Genomic DNA, 18,596 nt, shown 5'->3' with positions numbered 1-18,596 from the left:
TTAAGGCCTTCAACCCTATGCTTGCCAGAAGCGTTTAGCCTTCCAGGGGCCAAAAACGATCATTGAGCATTTTTTCGCTGATTTTGCCGTAATGCACCGTAGCCGTTTTCCCTTTGGCAGCCAGGCTGGCCTGGCTGTCATAACGCTGATTCTTGAGCTTGAAATGCGCCGCCGACGGCGATTTAGCAGGTGTGGTGAGGTCGGGGTAATGCAGATGCGCGTACCACAGCACCTGGTTGTTTTTAGTACGCACCTCGTACTCTTGAACCACATCCCGACGCTCCCCCTTCAAAACCACACGTTGACCAATGCGCACCAGGCTGACCTCGCCTTTGCTCAACAGAAACTCCACCACCGGCGTGGTCGGCGGCACCGACTTAAGTACCCAGATGCCTTGCTCGCGCAACTTGGTTGCCCCCTCGCGCAAGCGCTTGAGCAATGAACGCGGAGTGCCCGGTTTGGGTTTGTCCACGACCGGTTCATTGGCAAAGGTGCGTTCAATTTCAGCGATCAGCACGTCCAGCTTTTGCGCCTCTCTCTCCAGGGTTTCTTCCATCTCCAGCGGGTATCTGGAGCGGCCCGAGTACAGTTTCACCAGCCTGATTTTTTCATCGAGTTTGCCCAGCAACGTATTGCACTGACTGCGAATAGCTCCCAATAGGCGGCCATCCTGTCGAGGCAACGGCTTTTGGATCTCGTCCCACGTGCTCTCGGGTGATCGGGTGAACACAAGCTTGGGATTATCGGGTTCAGGACTTTGCGTACGGCGGTCGACAGTAGACGTGGAAGTCATGACATCGACGACTTCCGGCTCCTGCTCAGATGCCCGAGCACGGGCGACGCCGATCAGAATGCCTTGATTGCGCGTGCGTATCATTCGCCGCGTAGAGCGCTGCGCGCTGGAGGTCCCGGGTTGCTGAGGCAGCCATTCATCACGCTCCTTGATTTCTTGGGCCAGATCCTGATCCACCGTCACATTGAGCCTTTCGAGCACTTCGTTCAGCCGATGGTAATCAGCCATATTCAACTGCTCGCCCACCTCCAGTTGCAAGAGCGCCAGGGCGTCATGAGCCTTGGCATACTGCTCACGCACGCTCTCCAGAATTTCGATGCGCTCGCCATACGTGAACAGGGTTCTGTCGGCCAGTTGCGAATGCGCCGCAACCGTATAGCCCAAGGGTCCGGTAATGGCGCTCAATCGTTCCCAGACCTCACCAAACAGGTCTTTGGGCATCAGGTCACACAACGTTCTTAACACCAGGTTTTGAAAGTCCATTTCCGTGCCCTCGCGGTCCATGCCGGTGGCGTCCGTGAAGAACTGTCCGATCACCTGTTCACGGGCCATTTTCTCGCCCACACGGGGCACATCCTTGAGCGCTTGATGATAGCGTTTGAGGGTCTGAAACTCTTCGACTTGTTGGATCTGGACTTTCAGCAAGTCACGTTTGAACCCGACATACTGCGCTGTTCCGGCGGCGTCCAGCGTAAGCGCCTCATGGGTATTGAAAACTGGATGCAACTGCCTCAACAGCCCGCCCTGAACATTATGGGCAAAGAGCATATTGGTCGACACCATGCACAGTGATCGGTAAAAACTACCAAGGATGTGGTGGTCCTGTGGGTCCGGCTTTAAAGCGTGACGGGCCTGTATATTCTCTAGCCCCATCACAAGATCGGCCTTGGCGTGGTCCAACACGGTGCGCAAATACTTGATCCGCAGGTTCTTTTCCATATGAGTAAACTGTTGGCTTCTCTCACCCTCCGTGGCTTCCAGGGCTCTGCCCAGCTCTTCAATGATTTTGTCATTGGTGGTTTTTTCCCCCTCCACAAAGACTTCAAGCCTTCGCGTTAGCTCACTCACCTGACGATTGCGTTGCGCCAGTCGCTAATCCAACGCCTTGCGACGGCCGGGTCCGCCACCGCGCAAGCGCATGCCGGTGTCAAAATCCCACGTGCCTGCCCCGTCACTGCGCAACCAAGGACCTGTATCCAGTGGGTTGCCCGGGTTAACGGTAACAACGCCCTCGTCCTCCAGGGACACCTGGTAACTGAAGCCCCGCACCACCGCACACCAGCCATTTTTCGTGACATACAGGCCTTTGCGTTGACCGTGTGCAATAGGCTTGGCCGTACCGATGTCCGGCCCCCGGTTGCGGTCCAGCCAAAACAGTTGTGCGGGTGTGAAGTCAACTCTCGGATTGTTGAACCACGTAAAATCCAGGGCACTGAGATTATTACCCACCGGGACATCCAAAAAATACACCTGCCCAGTCTTGACCTCGACAGGGGCCTGGGGCTTATCGATCAGAGGGGCTTCATCGACGGAGGCCAGCCACGGTTCAGGCTTTTCATTCGCCAGACTGACTACCGGCGAGCGTGGCACCCCATGCAGCAGCACCAGAGCAATATTGAACAGCAGGTCGATAATCGCAGGTGCCCGGGCACGTTCATCATCGCTTTGCAGCACTTGAACATCCTGACGAACTGCCGTGATGGTCAAATACACCCACCCCAGCAACGCCAGCGGACCTTTGACCCACGGCGACCCCAGCACACTGTTCAGCAACAACCAGCCTCCCGTTTTAAGGCTCGCCCAACGGCTTTCAGTATTCGAGACGGTTTGCCGTTCAGCCAGCATCGCCAGCGCCCGAGCGGTACCCAGAAACAGGTCATGCTTGAAGTGACTGTTCAGCGGCTGAGTAAAGAACTGTGCCTGTGCGGGTCGACGGGCAAGGCTCAAGGCACTGTCGGCATAGCTGGATCGTGCCGCATCCGGCAACCAGTCCAGCACGCTGTCGCGCAAAGAACCTGCATGCGTGAACGCATCCAGCATTTCTTGCACCGAGGCATACTCAATCAGCGCCTCCTTGAACAGTGGTCGGTACAGCACGCACCGCCCGTTTAACGGGTTGCCAGTACCGATCACATAGAAGTTGCTCACAAAATCAGGCACCGCGCGAGGGTGTTTCACCAGGCCCAACGGGCAGATGTTCACTGTCTGCCCTTCTAACACGCGGGTCTCGGCATGGGGCCGCATCAAGGCTGCTACACACCGGTAGCCCCAGTCGGTCAATCCCCCCTGCCCCTGCAGCTTCATTTCCAGCGCAAGCAAAGGCAAAGACACCCGCAACTGCTCAACATACAAGCCTTCGCGACGCAGGGCTTCGGGCGCATCGTCCAGCAGCAGCCGACGGATCAAGCCTGGATAGACCTCACCGATATTCATTCGCCAAATGAGCTGCTTGATGTAGGCAGGGGTGAGCCACCAGTCTTGAATCAGTTGGTTGTGTTTATGTCGCAGTGTCATGTGACCACCCGGCCAGGCCACCAGGTTTTGTAGGGCCAGCTCGGTCAACGTAAACGTGACAGTGTGCACCTGCCCGGCGGTGCCAAACGGCCCGGAAGGCACTGCAAAGTCGAGCATAAGGTCATCCGGGTCATACCCCGGTGCCAGCGGCTGGTCCTGACGCATCTTGTGCTGCAACTGTTGCCTGGCCCAGGTGTGAAGGTCGGCAATGCCTTCGTTGAAAACCCGGCCTCGGGCCTTGCGGGTGATGTCCGCAAGGTCGGTGAGGTGCGAACGGTAAGCAAATCGATCTTGCACAGGCGCGGTGCGTAACCACGCCGGTAAGGCGTTGTACACGCGAGCCAGCGGCTCGGATGCCGGCAGCTCATCGTCTTCGACGATGGCTGCGGGGTCGGTAATGTCCCTTAAGTGCTGTTCAAGTTGAACCAGCGTACGCACGCCGGAGGTTGCCCGGTCCACCAGCGAGGTTATGCGTTCGAGCTGGTTGTTGAGCACGATCATCGCTTGCACCTGCAAGCAGTGACCTGCGGGTTCGTAACGTTTGCAGGTCAGGGTCTTGGCCGGGTAACGGTGCGGGAGTGTCCGACCCAGCACGCGCTCATACGCTCCGAGCGTAGCAAAGGACTCGATGTGCCCGCCTGGTCGGCACTGCAAAAGCTGCTCCTGCCCGTTAACGCCATGCACAATCAACAGATCAGGCAGCAGCAGATTGACCGTCGGACCATCCCCGCCCAGCACCATCTGGGCGAAGTAGACCTTAGGCTGCTCCCGATACCGCAGTTGCTGAAGGCGATCACTTAACAAAGGGGTTCTGACGATGCCCCTTACCACCTGAATCTGCTCATCACTCAGACCGGCCGAGTTATTGGCGGCCGCCAGCAAGGTGTCACTCAACCATTGCCCCAGCCATAAGGTGCGGCTCTGATAGCCGGGCACAGGCTCGTTCCAGAAATCCAGCATCGCCTGCTGAAATGACCAGATCCAGTGCTGCAGCACATGGCGCATAGCCCGTTCAACAGTGGTTATATCAAGGAATGAAGGGGTATCGGCACTGAGCACTTCACCTTCGGCCAGTTGCACCAGATAGCATTGTTTTGACTCGTAGTAGCTGTAATTCAGAGGCGTGCCGACCGCAATGTGCTCGAGCATGGCGTCCAGCAACGGTACGCAGCGCAGTGCAGGCAAAGGCTTCTCATTGGCGTCGACGGACCAGACGATTTGCATCTGCTGTACGTGAACTTTTACGCGCCAGCCTAAAAAGGGGTACTTAAGAGCCTTTTCCAGCGCATTAGCAATGACCGCGCGCAGTGTTGGGCGGCCATCGAATTGATGGATAAGGCTCTGTTTTAGCAGTTCAGTGCGGCCGAGGGATAACGGGGGCGCGAGCGGAACAGTCATGGCGGTGTACCTGCACATAGAAGGAGTTGGTCGGCGCCATTGCGTCAACCTTGCGCAGGTATCTAAAAATAAATAGCAATCACAACTGCGGTATTCCGTTACCGACAGCGCTAACGTGGCTTACAGCAATGGGGCGGGTCAGTGACGCTTGACGCAGTAAAACGTTGCTGGCTGCCTCTCAACTCGGCTCCATTGTTCAGCGACTACCGGTGTTCAATGCACACAAAAAAGGCGCTGACCGAGTAGCCGGTCAGCGCCTTGTCAGCCGCCGAATTTACGCCAGGCTTTTGCTGACCACTTCAAACACGTCGCTGGACAGCTCGCCTGAGCTACGAATGCGCTCAAGCTCTGCCTTCATCAGCGCCTGACGGGCGCTGTCGTATTTGCGCCAGCGGGTCAGCGGGGCCAACTGCCGCGAGGCGATTTGTGGGTTAAGGGCATTGAGCTGGATAACCAGATCCGCCAGGAAGCGATAGCCTGAGCCATCGGCGGCGTGGAAGTTGATCAGGTTCTGCCCGGCAAAAGCACCGATCAAGGCCCGGACCTTGTTCGGGTTTTTGATGGTGAACGCAGGGTGCTCCATCAGTTGCTGAACGCGCTGCAAACCACCCGGCAGCGGGCTGGCCGCCTGCACGCTGAACCACTGGTCCATGACCAGCGGATTGTCCTTGAAGTGCTCGGCAAAACTGGCCAAGGCCAGGGCTTTTTCAGCTTCAAACGGCGAGTTGACCAGTATCGCCAGCGCGTTCAGGCGCTCGGTCATGTTGTCGCTGTTTTCGAACTGTTCCAGTGTGGCTTTCACAACTTCAGGTTTGCCACTGAGGCTCAGGTACGACAGCGCAATATTTTGCAGGCTGCGGCGGGCGAAATGCTGATCTTCGGCCACATAGGGCGTGACTTTAGACACCTCACGGTTGGCCTGATAACGCGCCCACAACTCGTCGAACAGGCTGTCGGCCAATTGCTTGCGCGCAAACTCACGGGCCGTGTGAATGGCATCAACATCAGCCACTTCGCTGATTTCGGTCAGGTAGGCTTCACCCGGCAACGACAGCATCTCGGCCACCATCGCCTGATCCAGCTGCGGATTGGTCAGCACGCTGCGCAGGGCTTCAACCAAGCGCGGGTCCATGACCAGGGTTTCGCCACGTTGATACTGGCCAATTAGCGTCTGCAAGACTTGCACCGACAGTTGCTGGCCCGCGTCCCAACGGTTGAAACCGTCGGTGTCGTGTTGCATCAGGAACACCAGTTGGTCACTGCTGTAGGCAAACTGCAATTTCACCGGCGCCGAGAAACCGCGCAGCAAGGACGGCAGCGGTTTTTCATTGATACCGACAAAGGTGAACGTCTGCTCTGCTTCGGTCACTGACAGAACACGGCTGGTGCCGACCGCCGCCGATTCGCCGGCCAGTTGTAGTGGCAACTCACCGCCCTGGGCATTCAACAGGCCCAGCTCGACCGGGATCACGAACGGCAGTTTCTCAGCTTTGTCCGGGGTCTGCGGGCAGCTTTGAGCAAAGGTCAGGCTGTAGGTTTTTTGTGCGGCGTCGTAGTGCTCGCTGACAGCCAGGCGCGGGGTACCGGCCTGGCTGTACCAGCGCTTGAATTGGCTCAGGTCTGCGCCATTGGCGTCTTCCATGGCCTTGATGAAGTCATCACAGGTCACTGCCTGACCGTCGTGGCGCTCAAAGTACAGGTCGCTGCCCTTGCGAAAGCCCTCGGCGCCGAGCAAGGTTTGCAGCATGCGCACCACTTCCGAGCCCTTTTCATAAACGGTCAGGGTGTAGAAGTTGGAGATTTCGATAAAGCTCTCAGGGCGCACGGCGTGAGCCATCGGGCCTGCATCTTCGGCGAACTGATGCGTGCGCAGGAAGGCAACGTCCTGAATGCGCTTGACCACCCGCGAGTTCATGTCGGCCGAGAACTCGGAATCACGGAACACCGTGAAGCCTTCCTTGAGCGACAACTGGAACCAGTCACGGCAGGTCACGCGGTTACCCGACCAGTTGTGGAAGTATTCGTGGGCAACAATCGCTTCAACCCGCTGGTGAGCAGCGTCGGTCGCCGTCTCTGCACGGGCCAGCACGGCGCTGGAGTTGAAGATATTGAGACCTTTGTTCTCCATGGCGCCCATATTGAAGTCGTTCACCGCAACGATCATGAAGATGTCCAGATCGTATTCACGGCCGTAGGCTTCTTCGTCCCAGCGCATGGATTTTTTCAGGCTGTTCATCGCGTGCTGGCATTTGTCGATGTTCTCTGGCTCGACGTAAATGCGCAGCGCCACGGTGCGATTAGTCATGGTGGTGAACGTGTCTTCAACGCACCACAGGTCGCCCGCGACCAAGGCAAACAGGTAGGCCGGCTTTTTGAACGGGTCTTCCCAGGTCGCCCAGTGGCGGCCGTCTTCATCGGGACCGCTGGCCAGCGGGTTGCCGTTGGACAGCAGGATCGGGTAGCGATGCTGCTCGGCCACCACGGTGGTGGTGAACGTGCTCATCACGTCCGGGCGGTCAAGGTAATAGGTGATCTTGCGAAAGCCTTCGGCCTCGCACTGGGTGCAGAACATCGTGCCGGACTTGTACAAACCTTCCAGCGCGGTATTGGATTCGGGGTGGATCTTGACGCTGGTGTCGACCACAAACTGCTCGGTGGTCGGGTGCAGGGTCAGGTGGCTGTCGGTCAGCTCGTAGTCCGCTGCGGTCAGCTCGACATCGTCAAGCTTGACCGACAGCAGCTCCAGTTGCTGGCCGTCCAGCGCCAGGGCCGGGAAGCCCTCGCCACGGGCGGGATTGCGGCGCATCACCAGTTGCGCATGGACCAACGTGTGGTCCTCGAACAACTCGAAGGTCAGGTGCGTCTCGTCAATCAGGTACTCGGGCGCCTGGTAATCCTTCAGGTAGATCATTTGCGGTTGTTCGGTGCGCATGCTGCAATCCTTTTTACTGATGCACGGCCAACTGGTAGGCCGTGTATTTGCGAATATTGATAACGCCGGTGTCGAAGATCAGGTATTGACCCTTGATCCCCATCAACGTGCCTTCAACGACAGGGTCTTTGTCCAGATTAAAGCTCACGATCTTGCTCGGGTACTGCTCGACCGGGTAGCGAATCTCGATGGGCTCGACGCTATGCAAAGGTTGTACCGCCTGCAGCCCGAAACGTTCTTGCAAGATCTGCAGGCCTTCTGCGCAACTGCCAAACAGCTCATCACGCACCGCCGCCAGATCCACCGGCTGTGCATCGCCCTTTAGCAGTGCGCGCCAGTTGGTGCGGTCGGCCACTTGGGTGCGCAGCAGGTCCTCGACAAACCCCGACTGCTGGCGAGTCGCCACACGCACGATCGGCAACGCCTGGCTCGCGCCCTGATCCAGCCAGCGGGTCGGCAGTTGCGTGGCACGGGTAATGCCGACTTTCACACCTGACGAATTGGCCAGGTACACCACATGGTCAGTCATGCAGAACTTCTCGCCCCACGACGGCTCACGGCACGTGCCTGCGTCGTAATGGCAGCGCTCCGGGCTCATGATGCACACATCGCACTGCGCCAGTTTAGTCATGCACGGGTAGCAATAGCCCTGGCTGAAGCTTTTTTTGGTTTTGCGTCCACAGTGGGTGCAGTTGATCTCCCCCAGAAACTCCAGACGCAGTTTAGTCCCGATCAACGGATTGACTGGCACCTCGGTATCGCCCAAACGAAACGCATATTGAACGGTCGGCTCTTGCAGGCTTGCCGACATTTTGCTGATTGCACCGCGACCAATCTCAATCAATGGATAGCATCCGATTTGAACAGGATGTTTGGCACGGGCGCCGACTTGGAGCTGCATTCTTGCGGGCCCATGTAGCCGGTACGCTCTTCTTCGGGCAGGTTTTGCACTTCCCAGGCGATCATCGCCTGCAACGACAGCTCGCGCTGTTCGGCGGTCAGCTTGTTGCCATCGGCCCACTTGCCGATTTCGACCGCCAGTTTCAGGCTCTGATAGATATCAGGGGTGATGTTTTTAATCATTTCATTGAAAGAGGACATGCTTTTCTACTCTCGAAATACGGATGAAATTAAACCTGTTTGCGGCTGGCCCAAAGCCCGCCCAGCAAACCGGTGAGGCAACCAATCAGCAACCCGCCGACGTGGGCTGCATTGGCGATTTCGCCAAAGCCGATCATCGACACCAGCCCGGACAGGCACAACGCCAGCCACACCAGCATCATCACCAGCACGCCTTTGGGCAGGTGGTAAACCGGGTTGGGCGCCATCACCTGATAAATCCACACATGCCCCAACAAGCCGTAGAGCACACCCGACAGCCCGCCGAACAGGCTGGGCCCGCCAAACAGGTATTGGGCGAAGTTGGACACCAGGCTGAACAGCAAGCTCAAGCCCACCAGATTAATGCTGCCCTGGCGTATTTCAACCCGGCGCCCGAGTTCCCAGAACCACATGCCGTTCATGGCAATGTGCAGGACGCCAAAGTGAATGAACATCGGGGTGATCAAGCGCCACCATTGCCCGGAAGCAAGGCTTTCAGACAAGGGGGTGAATTCTACGTACTGGCCATGAATGTTAAAGCCGACAAAGGTCAATGCACTCAAGGTGGACAGGTTGTCACCCAACTGCGTGATCACCGCCACGATGATGCAGATCAGCAGGATCACAGCAGTGGCCGGGCTGGCCTTCAATTGCTGGGCAAAGCCGGGACGGCCCATCGCCGCCGGGCGTTCGGCAATCGGGATCTGGTTATCAGGGTCGCCCAAGGGGAATTGCTCATACAGCCTGCGCACATCGTCAGCAATCTCGGAGGGCGCCCACAACACTTGCTCGCCCGCCTCTTCGCTGACTCTATGGGGCACTTGCATGCGTTTGAGCAATGCAACAAAGCCTGCAAGGTCGACCGAAATCGGTAAGCGTAAAACCTCCACCACACTCATTGCACAGCCTCCGGGCGCTCTACATCCACCCATACAAACTTGGCGGGATCGAGCCGGGTTTCTTGATCAAGCCTGTAGGCCACTAATTTTCCGTAGAGCACCGCGCTGTAGTCCAGGCAGGCCAGGTTTGGCCGTATGGGCGCGGGTTCACCGCTGCGCCAATAGTGGCCGACAAACAGCATCGGCTCATCGACGGGATAGCGCAGCAAGGTGCCTTTTTCTGTCGAGGACAACGGCTTTTGCGCCACGCGATCAGGCAATGCGTCGGGTTGAAAGACAATATCGCCGTAGGTTTTGGGGTCGTCTTCCCAGAACTTGGTGCGGAAGAACGCCCGCGTCAGGCCATCGCCGCCGGTCAAGGTCAGGCCATCTGGCAAGCGCATGTCGGTGCCGCGCAGCAGCCGGTTGAAAGCCAGATGAGCAAAACTGTCAGCGTACGCGGCCGCCTGCACAAACGGCTGATCAATACAGCCGTCAGGGTATTGGGCGCGCAGCGGGGTTATTACATCTGCATCCCAACAGGCGTGCACTACCCGGAAGCGCCCGGCGTCGACAAACAGCGGCATGTCATAGAACCACTGCACAAAGTCGTGCCACTCGCCGGGGTACTGGGCGAACTGCTCAAGGGTTTCGTGGATCAGCCGGGTGTGCCGCGCATTGTGTTCGCGCACATACTCTTTGCCACTCCCCGGAGGGGCCGGTGTGCACCAGCCCAGCGCGTTGAATTCATGGTTGCCCATCAGGCACAGCGCCTGACCGGTCCGGACCATGTCGTAAACGATATGCAACGACTCGCGAATTCGCGGGCCGCGATCAATGATGTCACCGAGAAACACCGCCATCCGTTGCGGGTGTCGCCAGATACCGGCGAGTTTGCGATAGCCCAGACGTTCCAGCAGGTGCTCAAGGGTATGAGCACAGCCATGCACGTCACCGATCAAATCGTAACTGCGCGCAGGATCGAGCATCAGTCGCTCCTACCGCCCAGTCGGCTGCCCCAGCCAAGCTTGGTCCGACACACTTCATAGTAGTTGTGGTCCAACGGGTGGATCAGACGCAGCTTTTGCGCCTTTTTGCTGACGGTAATGGTGTCGCCCGGCGCGCAGGTGAAATGGTTCTGACCATCGCACGAGACTTGCGGGTAGATCTGCATGTCCTTGGCCACGACGATTTTTAGCTCGCTGTTGCCATCGACCACAATCGGCCGGCTGCTCAGGGTGTGCGGGTACATCGGCACGATCACGATGGCATCCAGCTTGGGATGCATGATCGGGCCGCCTGCCGACATGGCATAAGCGGTAGAGCCGGTGGGCGTGGCGACGATCAGGCCGTCAGCCTTCTGGCTACAGACGAACTGGCCGTCGATATGCATTTCGAATTCGATCATCCGCGTCGACTTGCCGGGGTGCAGCACCACGTCATTCAAGGCATCGCCCTGGCCGATGGCTTCACCGTGACGGCGGACTTCGGCTTGCAACAGAAAGCGGTTTTCGACTTTAAAGTGGCCATCGAGCACTTCGGCGACTTTGACTTCCAGCTCATCCGGGCGGATATCGGTCAAAAAGCCCAGGCTGCCACGGTTAATGCCCAGCACCGGGACATTGTGGCGGGCCAGTGCGCGGGCCGCGCCGAGCAAACTGCCATCACCGCCCACCACAATCACCATGTCACAGACTTCGCCGAGCATCTTGCGCGAGGAGGTCTGCAAACCGTGCCCAGGCAATACCTCGGCAATGGTGTCTTCGAGGATCACGTGCATGTGCCGCTCAAGCAGGAATTTTTTCAGTCGGCGAACCGTATCGAGCACCTGAGAACTGCCCAAACGACCAATAATGCCGATATTACGAAATTGCTCCATGAGGCTCCTGCAAGGTTGTAGGCGTGCGAAAACAGCGATTATGGTCGAAACACGACAATAGACAAAACCCTTTCAGGCTACGGGAGCTATGCTCGCACAATGATCCTCTTTCCCGACTTGCTCAACCTGCCCCGCCAATTACGTCACCCTGAGGTGCGTGATTTGGCGTGGGTGATCCTCGCCCCGCCCATGCTCAGCCAAACCCCGTGGCCACAGCGACACCCGCTGGCTGGCAGCGACTGGGTGCAGGCACCGGACCAACTGGAGCACTGGTTGCGAGCGCTGGACCAGCACAGCGAGCCGTTGCAGCAGTGGCTGGCGTTGGCCACCACGCGCCGACTGGGGCGCTATTACGAGCGGCTCTGGCAGTTTGCCGTCGAGCATGCGCCGGGGGTTGAGCTGATCGCGGCCAACCTGCCGATCCGCTTGGGCGGCCACACCTTGGGTGAACTGGACCTGTTGCTGCGCGACCGTGACGGGGTTCACCATCTTGAACTGGCGATCAAGCTGTACCTTGGCCCGCAGCAGGCCGATGGCCGCGACCCCGGCAACTGGCTGGGCCCCGGCAGCAATGACCGCCTGGACCGCAAGCTCAAGCACTTCAGCCAGCACCAACTACCTATGTCCAACCGCCCTGAAAGCCGGGAGATCCTGGCCAGGCTGGATATTCAGACGTTCACTGCCAGCCTGTGGCTGGGCGGTTACCTGCTGTACCCGTGGCCGGGGCATGCGCTTTCGCCCGCAGGCGCACACCCGCAGCATTTACGGGGGCGCTGGCTGCATCAACGTGACTGGCCCGCCTTTATCCACCAGAGTGCTGAAGGTTGCTGGCAACCCCTGCCCCGCCACGCCTGGCTGGCCCCGGCGCACGCAACGCCTGAAGGGTTGTGGAGCAAACAACAGCTCGACGTGTGGCTGGCCGAACTGCATCCGCAGGCGCCGGCACAACTTATGGTGCGCCTGGTTGAGAACGGCAGCGGTAACTGGGAAGAAGCCGAGCGTCTGTTTTTAGTGGCTGACCTGTGGCCCAACGTGCCCGGCAACCCTGAAAACTGACCCACCTCAGCTTTTTCCCTGGCAGGCGTATTACAGTGTGAGCACTCCGTCGAACAAGAACGGAGGCCAAACCTGAACCGTGAGGAAACCCCATGTCCTGGAAAAGCACCGCTGAGCGCTACAGTCGTGTCTCCATCGCCCTGCACTGGCTGATGGTGCTGCTGTTTGTACTGATTTACGCCTCGATTGAATTTCGCGGAATCTTCCCGAAAGACAGCGACGGTCGCAACCTGATGAAAGACGCTCACTTTATGCTCGGCCTGACGGTTTTTGCGCTGGTCTGGCTGCGGCTGTTGGCGCGAACCCTGGGCGTCGCGCCGAAAATCATCCCCACGCCCCCGGCCTGGCAAAGCGCGCTGGCCACGTTGATGCACTGGGCGCTGTACCTGTTCATGATCGCCATGCCGGTGTTGGGTTATTTGATCCTCAGCCATAACGACAAGCCGGTGTTCTTCTATGGCCTCGACATCCCGCCCCTGACCGCGAAAAACGTAGACCTCGCCAAGCAAATCAAAGGCTGGCACGAACTGGGCGCAACTATCGGCTACTGGCTGATCGGCCTGCACGCCCTCGCCGGGCTCGGCCATCACTACCTGATTAAGGACAACACCCTGCTGCGCATGCTGCCTGGACGCTAATTTCACGCCTTAGGGGTGAGCTGTCTTAAAGATCAAAAGATCGCGAGGCAAGCTCGCTCCTACGGGGGTGGTGTTTACGAAGCGAAGGCAAACCCCCGGCGGCCTTGCAAGCCGCCGGTGTGCACGAACACCAGACGTTGCCCCCGGCCGATGCGCCCCTGCTCAACCGCCGCTTTGAGCGCCATCAAGGCTTTGCCGGTGTAAAGAGGCTCCAGCGGCAAGCCACTGGCCGCTTCACTGGCCTGGATAAACGCCAGCAAATCTTCATCTACCTTGGCAAAGCCGCCACGACTGGCGTCGATCAGTTCAAAATCGCGCCCGACATGCCCCGCTGCCTGCAAAATTGCTTCGATTTGCGGGGCGACACCATGATCGTCCGGCACCGCCAACGCGCCGTACACCTTGTGCTGCCCCGCCTCACCCAACACCAGGCCGGCCAGGGTGGTGCCCGTACCGGCCGCCAGCCACCAGGCGTCGTAGTCGTCCCAACCTGGCGCCGCCAGTTGCTCACGCACTTGATGCACCAGGGTCATGCAGCCCCGCGCACCCGGCAGCCCACCGCCGCCTTCCGGAACCGGCTGCAATCCAGGGTATTGCGCCTGCCAGGGCGCCCAAAAGCCCGGTGCATGCCGCGCCCGATAACCGGCAAAGCCCAGCCAATGCAGGTGCATGCCATAGCGTTCAAGGTCCAGTGTGGTCGGGGTCTGTTGCGGGTGGCCGCGCAACAGACCGACCGTCGCAAAATCAAAGCGCTTGCCCGCCGCGGCTAACGCATGCAAATGGTTCGAATGGGCCCCGCCCAGGCTGATCAAACCTTGTGCGCCCACGGCGTGCGCGGCTGTCAGGTGCTCGGTGAGCTTGAACCACTTGTTGCCACTGATCAGTGGGTCGATCTGGTCCAGGCGCAAGACCGCCACCTCGACACCGGCCTGTTGCATCCAATCCAGGTGTAAGCTCTGCAACAGCGCGCGCGGGCGCCAGTCAATCAAAGGCAACATCGCCATCGTTCCCCTAAAAGGAAGCGAGTTTACAGCAGCCCGCAGCCACAGCAGACTGTCGGCTTTGGCTGAACAACCGACCAATAAACCGACTTGAATCCCAGCTTCTTGGTAAGGTGTGCGCCGACTTTTGTTGCCCGTTATCGTCCTGCGGGCTGCTGCACTTTTGTTTACTGACATGAGACACCCGGAACATGCCCGAGCCGATCCCTCTTAAAGATCACGACACCGAGAAACGGCTGGTCAATAAAAGACTGATTGCGTGCGCCCTGCTGGTCCTGGCGATCAGTTGCACGCTGATCGGCCGCCTGTATTTTCTGCAAGTCACCGAGTTCGACTACAACTCCACCGTGTCTGAAAACAACCGGGTTCACGTGCTGCCCATCCCGCCGGAACGCGGCCTGATCTATGACCGCAACGGCGTGCTGCTGGCGGATAACCAGCCCAGCTTCAACATGACCATCACCCGTGAACGCGCTGGCGACACCGCCAAGGTGCTGGACAACGTGATGAGCATCCTGCACTTGCCGGAAGAAGACCGCGCGGTATTCACCAAAGCCATGAAGCAGGCCCGGCATCCGTTTGACCCCTCGACCCTGCTCTACGAGCTGACCGAAGAGCAAATCGCCCTGCTGGCGGTCAACCAGTACCGTTTGCCGGGTATTGATGTCGAAGCCCAGTTCGTACGCCATTACCCGCAGGGCGATCACTTTGCCCATTCGGTGGGCTATGTCGGGCGCATCAACGAGAAAGAAGCCAAGCAACTGGACCCCACCGAGTATCGCGGTACCCAGTCGATTGGCAAAACCGGCATCGAGCGCTTTTACGAGCACGAACTGCACGGCCAGGTGGGTTTTGAAGAAGTCGAGACCAATGCCCAGGGCCGGGTGATGCGCGTGCTGCGCCACCACGACGCAGTGGCGGGCAAGAACATTGTCCTGAGCCTGGATATCCACCTGCAAGAAGCCGCCGAAGAAGCCTTGGGCGACCGTCGCGGTTCCATCATCGCCATCGACCCGAAAACCGGTGAAGTGCTGGCGATGGTCAGCAAGCCCAGCTTCGACCCCAATCTGTTTGTGACCGGCATCAGCTCCAAGGACTACTCGGCCCTGCGTGACTCGGTCGACAAACCCCTGTTCAACCGGGCCTTGCGTGGCCTGTATGCACCGGGCTCGACCATCAAGCCTGAAGTGGCGATTGCCGGCCTGGACAGCGGCGTGATTTCAGCCTCGACGCGGGTCTTCGACCCCGGCTACTTCCAGTTGCCCAATGTTGACCACAAATACCGCAACTGGAACCACAGCGGCGACGGCTGGGTCGACTTGAATGCGGCGATCATGCGCTCCAACGACACCTACTTCTATGATCTGGCGTCCAAGCTGGGCATTGACCGCATGCACGACTACATGTCGATGTTCGGCCTTGGCCAAAAAGTCTCGATGGACATGTTTGAAGAGTCGTCAGGCTTGATGCCGTCCCGCGAATGGAAGCGCAGCACCCGCCGCCAGGCCTGGTTCCCCGGTGAAACAGTGATTCTGGGTATTGGCCAGGGCTACATGCAGGTCACGCCGCTGCAACTGGCGCAAGCCACCGCATTGATTGCCAACAAAGGCGTGTGGAACCGTCCGCACTTGGCCAAGACCATCGACAGCACCCCGCCGGTCGATGAAAACCCGATGCCGAACATCGTGCTGCACGACCCCAAGGAGTGGGAACAGGTTAACCACGCGATGCAATTGGTGATGCATGACCCGCGCGGCATCGCTCGGGCGGCGGCACAGGGCGTGCAATACCGGATCGCTGGTAAAAGTGGTACGGCGCAGGTGGTGGCGATCAAGCAAGGTGAGCGGTACGACCGTTTGAAAACTGCCGAGCGCAACCGTGACAACGCCTTGTTCGTCGGCTTTGCCCCGGCAGAAGACCCGCAAATCGTGATTTCGGTGATGATTGAAAACGGCGAAGCCGGTGGCCGTGTTGCTGGCCCGGTGGTGCGTAAAGTGATGGACGCCTGGTTGCTGGACAACCACGGCGTGCTCAAGCCGCAATACGCCAGCCCCCAGGAAAAACCCCACACCACCCCGCACGTTTGATATCACGCGGTCTTTGACGACTGGCGAATGCCCTGTAGGAGCGAGCTTGCCTCGCGATCTTTTGATCTTTTAAAAGATCGCGAGACAAGCTCGCTCCTACACGGGTTTACTCAGTAGCGCGCATCCACCGGTTTACCGCCCTTGGGCCAGTCCTTGGCCTTGTCGACGAAGTCTGGCCGGGGTTTGTGCGAGAAGTACTCGGCCACGTCCACGGCGTCCTGATCTGACAAGCCGCCCTGCCCCAACGGAAAGTTCGCGTGAAAACCGATCGGCATGTTGCGCTTGACGAACGCCGCCGCCGTGTAGGTACGCGCCATGCCCGCGCCGATATTGAACGACTCATCGCCCCACAACGGCGGGTACACATAGCTGCCATCGGCGTGCTTCAGACCTTGGCCATCATCACCGTGGCACACCGCGCATTGCTGCACATACACCACTTTGCCGTTGTCGACATTGGGCTTGATGCCAGGGTCGATCTTGCCGACGCCACGGCCTGCCACTTTATCGCCGGGGGCGGTGTTCATTTTCATCCAGTCGAAATACGCCACCATGGCCTGCATGTCAGGGGACGCGACGGGCAGCGGCTTGCCGTCCATCGAACGGCGGAAACAGCCGTTGATCCGTTCCTCCAGGGTGATTTCCTTGCCCGCGCGCGGCGCATAACCCGGAAAGAACGCGGACACGCCCACAAACGGCGAACCATCCGCCACAGTGCCCGCATTCAAGTGGCAACTGGTGCAATTGAGCGCATTGCCGACGTTATCCGGGAGCAAAGCCTTGGTTTGCAAGTGCAGACGCATGCCGCGCACCACTTGATCGGCGTTGGATGCGCTTAACAGATTCGCCAAGCGCGGGGTTTCAAAGGCGCTGGAATCAGTGGTCTGCGGATCGAGTTGCTTGCGCATCCTGGCCACTTGCGCAGGCTTGATGGCCGCGGCGTCATTGCCCCAACTGCTGCGCACAAAGCTCAGGATTTCAGCGATTTCGGCATCGCTCAGCCTTGCAAAGCCAGGCATGGTGTAGACCCGTGGATGAGCCACCGTTTGCGCGGTTTGCCAGCCGGTCAGGGTGATATGCAACAACGAGGTCGGGTTAGGCGAAAGGATGCTCGGGTTGCCATTCAAGGGCGGGAAGATGCCTTTGACCCCGCCGCCATCCGGGCGGTGGCAGTCGGCGCAAAACTGCGTATAACCCAGCCCGCCACGGGTGCTGAACAAGGTCTCAGGGGCAAGGGCCGGGGCGTTGGCCACTGCGGGCATCGGCAACTCGTCCTTGCCTGCTGGCAATGATTTCAAATAGCTGGCAATGGCCGTCAGGTCGGCATCGGTAAAATGCTGGGTGCTGTGGTGAATCACATCGACCATGTTGCCCGAGACCGTGGCGAAGCGGTTTTGCCCGGTCTTGAGCAATTGCACAGTGTCTTGCACCGTCCACAGGTTACGCAGGCTCAACGCTTGCCACTCTTCGACCGTCTCGCCAGCCAGGTAGTGCTTGCCACTGCTGCCAGCATCGCTCATGGCTTTTTCCTGGAAAGCCAGCCCGCGCGGCGTATGGCATGAGCCGCAGTGCCCAAGCCCTTGCACCAGATAGGCGCCACGGTTAATCACGTCAGTCCTGGCCGGATCGGGCACAAACGGCTGGGTGTCGAGGAACATCATGTTCCACAACGCCAGGCCCCAGCGCTGATTGAACGGGAAGCTCATTTCAGATTCCAGGTTGGCGTTTTTGACCGGGGTTACGCCCTGCATCAGGTAGGCATACAAGTCCTGCATATCGCCTTCGCTCATCTTCGCGTAAGACGGGTACGGCATGGCCGGGTACAGGTGTTGCCCGCTCGGGGTCACGCCTTTGCGCATCACCTCATCAAACTGCTCAAAGCTGTAGTTGCCGATACCGGTGTCGCGGTCAGGGGTGATGTTGGTCGAGTAAATGGTCCCCATCGGAGTTTTCAGCGCCAGACCACCAGACATGGGCGCCGCGCCTTTGGCAGTGTGGCAAGCGATGCAGTCACCCAGTTGGGCAACATACTGGCCGCGCTCGGTCTGCGTGGGTTGGGGGGCGGAGCCAACTGCCGGGGTCGGCTCATTGGCGCAGGCTGCAAAGGTACTCATCAGCGTCAGACCGGCGATGGCCAGACGCGGGAAGGTTAAAACCATGGCGTTATTCCTTTAAGGCGCCGACCTGGGGTGGCCCCCTCGGTGCGAGCCATTATTTTTATGAACTCCTCATAGATGTTTGTACCTGATAACAAAATGACATCGCTTGACCCGGATCACACCACACGCCGCAACGCACGCTCATCTGCTGGCATAACAA

13 protein-coding genes are annotated in these 18,596 nt (G+C 58.9%); 3 read left to right on the top strand and 10 right to left on the bottom strand.

Features of this window, described 5'->3' with window-relative positions:
• Nucleotides 1–34: 34 nt before the first annotated feature.
• The 8 genes from GHO25_RS02170 to GHO25_RS02135 all read right to left on the bottom strand — a co-directional run bounded on the left by GHO25_RS02170 (nt 35) and on the right by GHO25_RS02135 (nt 11,495).
• On the bottom strand, nt 35–1,861 hold the full coding sequence (locus GHO25_RS02170; RefSeq protein WP_153389773.1) for a hypothetical protein: 1,827 nt from the start codon (nt 1,859–1,861) through the stop codon (nt 35–37).
• A gap of 24 nt (nt 1,862–1,885) precedes the next feature.
• Nucleotides 1,886–4,705 carry a dermonecrotic toxin domain-containing protein gene (locus tag GHO25_RS02165; RefSeq protein WP_153389772.1) on the bottom strand — a complete coding sequence of 940 codons (2,820 nt, stop codon included), beginning with the start codon at nt 4,703–4,705 and terminating at the stop codon, nt 1,886–1,888.
• A 274-nt stretch (nt 4,706–4,979) separates the two neighbouring features.
• Nucleotides 4,980–7,637 carry an aminopeptidase N gene (gene pepN, locus GHO25_RS02160; RefSeq protein ID WP_048370250.1) on the bottom strand — a complete coding sequence of 886 codons (2,658 nt, stop codon included), beginning with the start codon at nt 7,635–7,637 and terminating at the stop codon, nt 4,980–4,982.
• Between the two features lie 13 nt (nt 7,638–7,650).
• Nucleotides 7,651–8,481, bottom strand: coding sequence for a DUF2797 domain-containing protein (locus GHO25_RS02155; RefSeq protein WP_048370248.1), 831 nt, complete (start codon nt 8,479–8,481; stop codon nt 7,651–7,653).
• Nucleotides 8,478–8,738 carry a YeaC family protein gene (locus tag GHO25_RS02150; RefSeq protein WP_048370246.1) on the bottom strand — a complete coding sequence of 87 codons (261 nt, stop codon included), beginning with the start codon at nt 8,736–8,738 and terminating at the stop codon, nt 8,478–8,480. Before GHO25_RS02150 ends, GHO25_RS02155 begins: the two co-directional genes overlap by 4 nt.
• A 29-nt stretch (nt 8,739–8,767) precedes the next feature.
• Entirely contained in the window at nt 8,768–9,637 is an 870-nt protein-coding gene (locus tag GHO25_RS02145) for a rhomboid family intramembrane serine protease (protein ID WP_048370244.1), read from the bottom strand.
• Nucleotides 9,634–10,605 carry a metallophosphoesterase gene (locus tag GHO25_RS02140; RefSeq protein ID WP_153327988.1) on the bottom strand — a complete coding sequence of 324 codons (972 nt, stop codon included), beginning with the start codon at nt 10,603–10,605 and terminating at the stop codon, nt 9,634–9,636. Before GHO25_RS02140 ends, GHO25_RS02145 begins: the two co-directional genes overlap by 4 nt.
• The gene (locus tag GHO25_RS02135; RefSeq protein ID WP_048370239.1) at nt 10,605–11,495 is read right to left on the bottom strand and encodes an NAD(+) kinase; all 891 of its coding nucleotides are present in this window, start codon (nt 11,493–11,495) and stop codon (nt 10,605–10,607) included. Before GHO25_RS02135 ends, GHO25_RS02140 begins: the two co-directional genes overlap by 1 nt.
• Before the next feature lie 99 nt (nt 11,496–11,594).
• Between GHO25_RS02135 and GHO25_RS02130 the strand changes: the two genes are divergently transcribed.
• Together GHO25_RS02130 and GHO25_RS02125 are read left to right on the top strand one after the other, a co-directional pair.
• Complete coding sequence (locus tag GHO25_RS02130) at nt 11,595–12,551, top strand: DUF1853 family protein (protein ID WP_153389771.1); 957 nt, start codon at nt 11,595–11,597, stop codon at nt 12,549–12,551.
• Between the two features lie 92 nt (nt 12,552–12,643).
• Entirely contained in the window at nt 12,644–13,189 is a 546-nt protein-coding gene (locus GHO25_RS02125; RefSeq protein WP_153389770.1) for a cytochrome b, read from the top strand.
• 74 nt (nt 13,190–13,263) lie between these two features.
• Here GHO25_RS02125 and GHO25_RS02120 read toward each other — a convergent pair whose 3' ends face one another.
• Nucleotides 13,264–14,187, bottom strand: coding sequence for a 1-aminocyclopropane-1-carboxylate deaminase/D-cysteine desulfhydrase (locus GHO25_RS02120; protein ID WP_153389769.1), 924 nt, complete (start codon nt 14,185–14,187; stop codon nt 13,264–13,266).
• A gap of 194 nt (nt 14,188–14,381) precedes the next feature.
• Between GHO25_RS02120 and mrdA the strand changes: the two genes are divergently transcribed.
• The gene (mrdA, locus tag GHO25_RS02115) at nt 14,382–16,277 is read left to right on the top strand and encodes a penicillin-binding protein 2 (RefSeq protein ID WP_048370234.1); all 1,896 of its coding nucleotides are present in this window, start codon (nt 14,382–14,384) and stop codon (nt 16,275–16,277) included.
• Nucleotides 16,278–16,387: 110 nt separating this feature from the next.
• On the opposite strand, the gene GHO25_RS02110 is transcribed toward mrdA, so the two are convergent.
• Complete coding sequence (locus GHO25_RS02110) at nt 16,388–18,436, bottom strand: c-type cytochrome (protein ID WP_153389768.1); 2,049 nt, start codon at nt 18,434–18,436, stop codon at nt 16,388–16,390.
• Between the last annotated feature and the right edge of the window lie 160 nt (nt 18,437–18,596).

Source organism: Pseudomonas sp. FSL R10-1350 (assembly GCF_009600525.1).
GTDB classification, from domain to species: Bacteria; Pseudomonadota; Gammaproteobacteria; order Pseudomonadales; family Pseudomonadaceae; genus Aquipseudomonas; species Aquipseudomonas helleri.
Note: the sequence above shows the minus strand (reverse complement) of the source record. Positions and strands in the feature narration are given on the sequence as shown.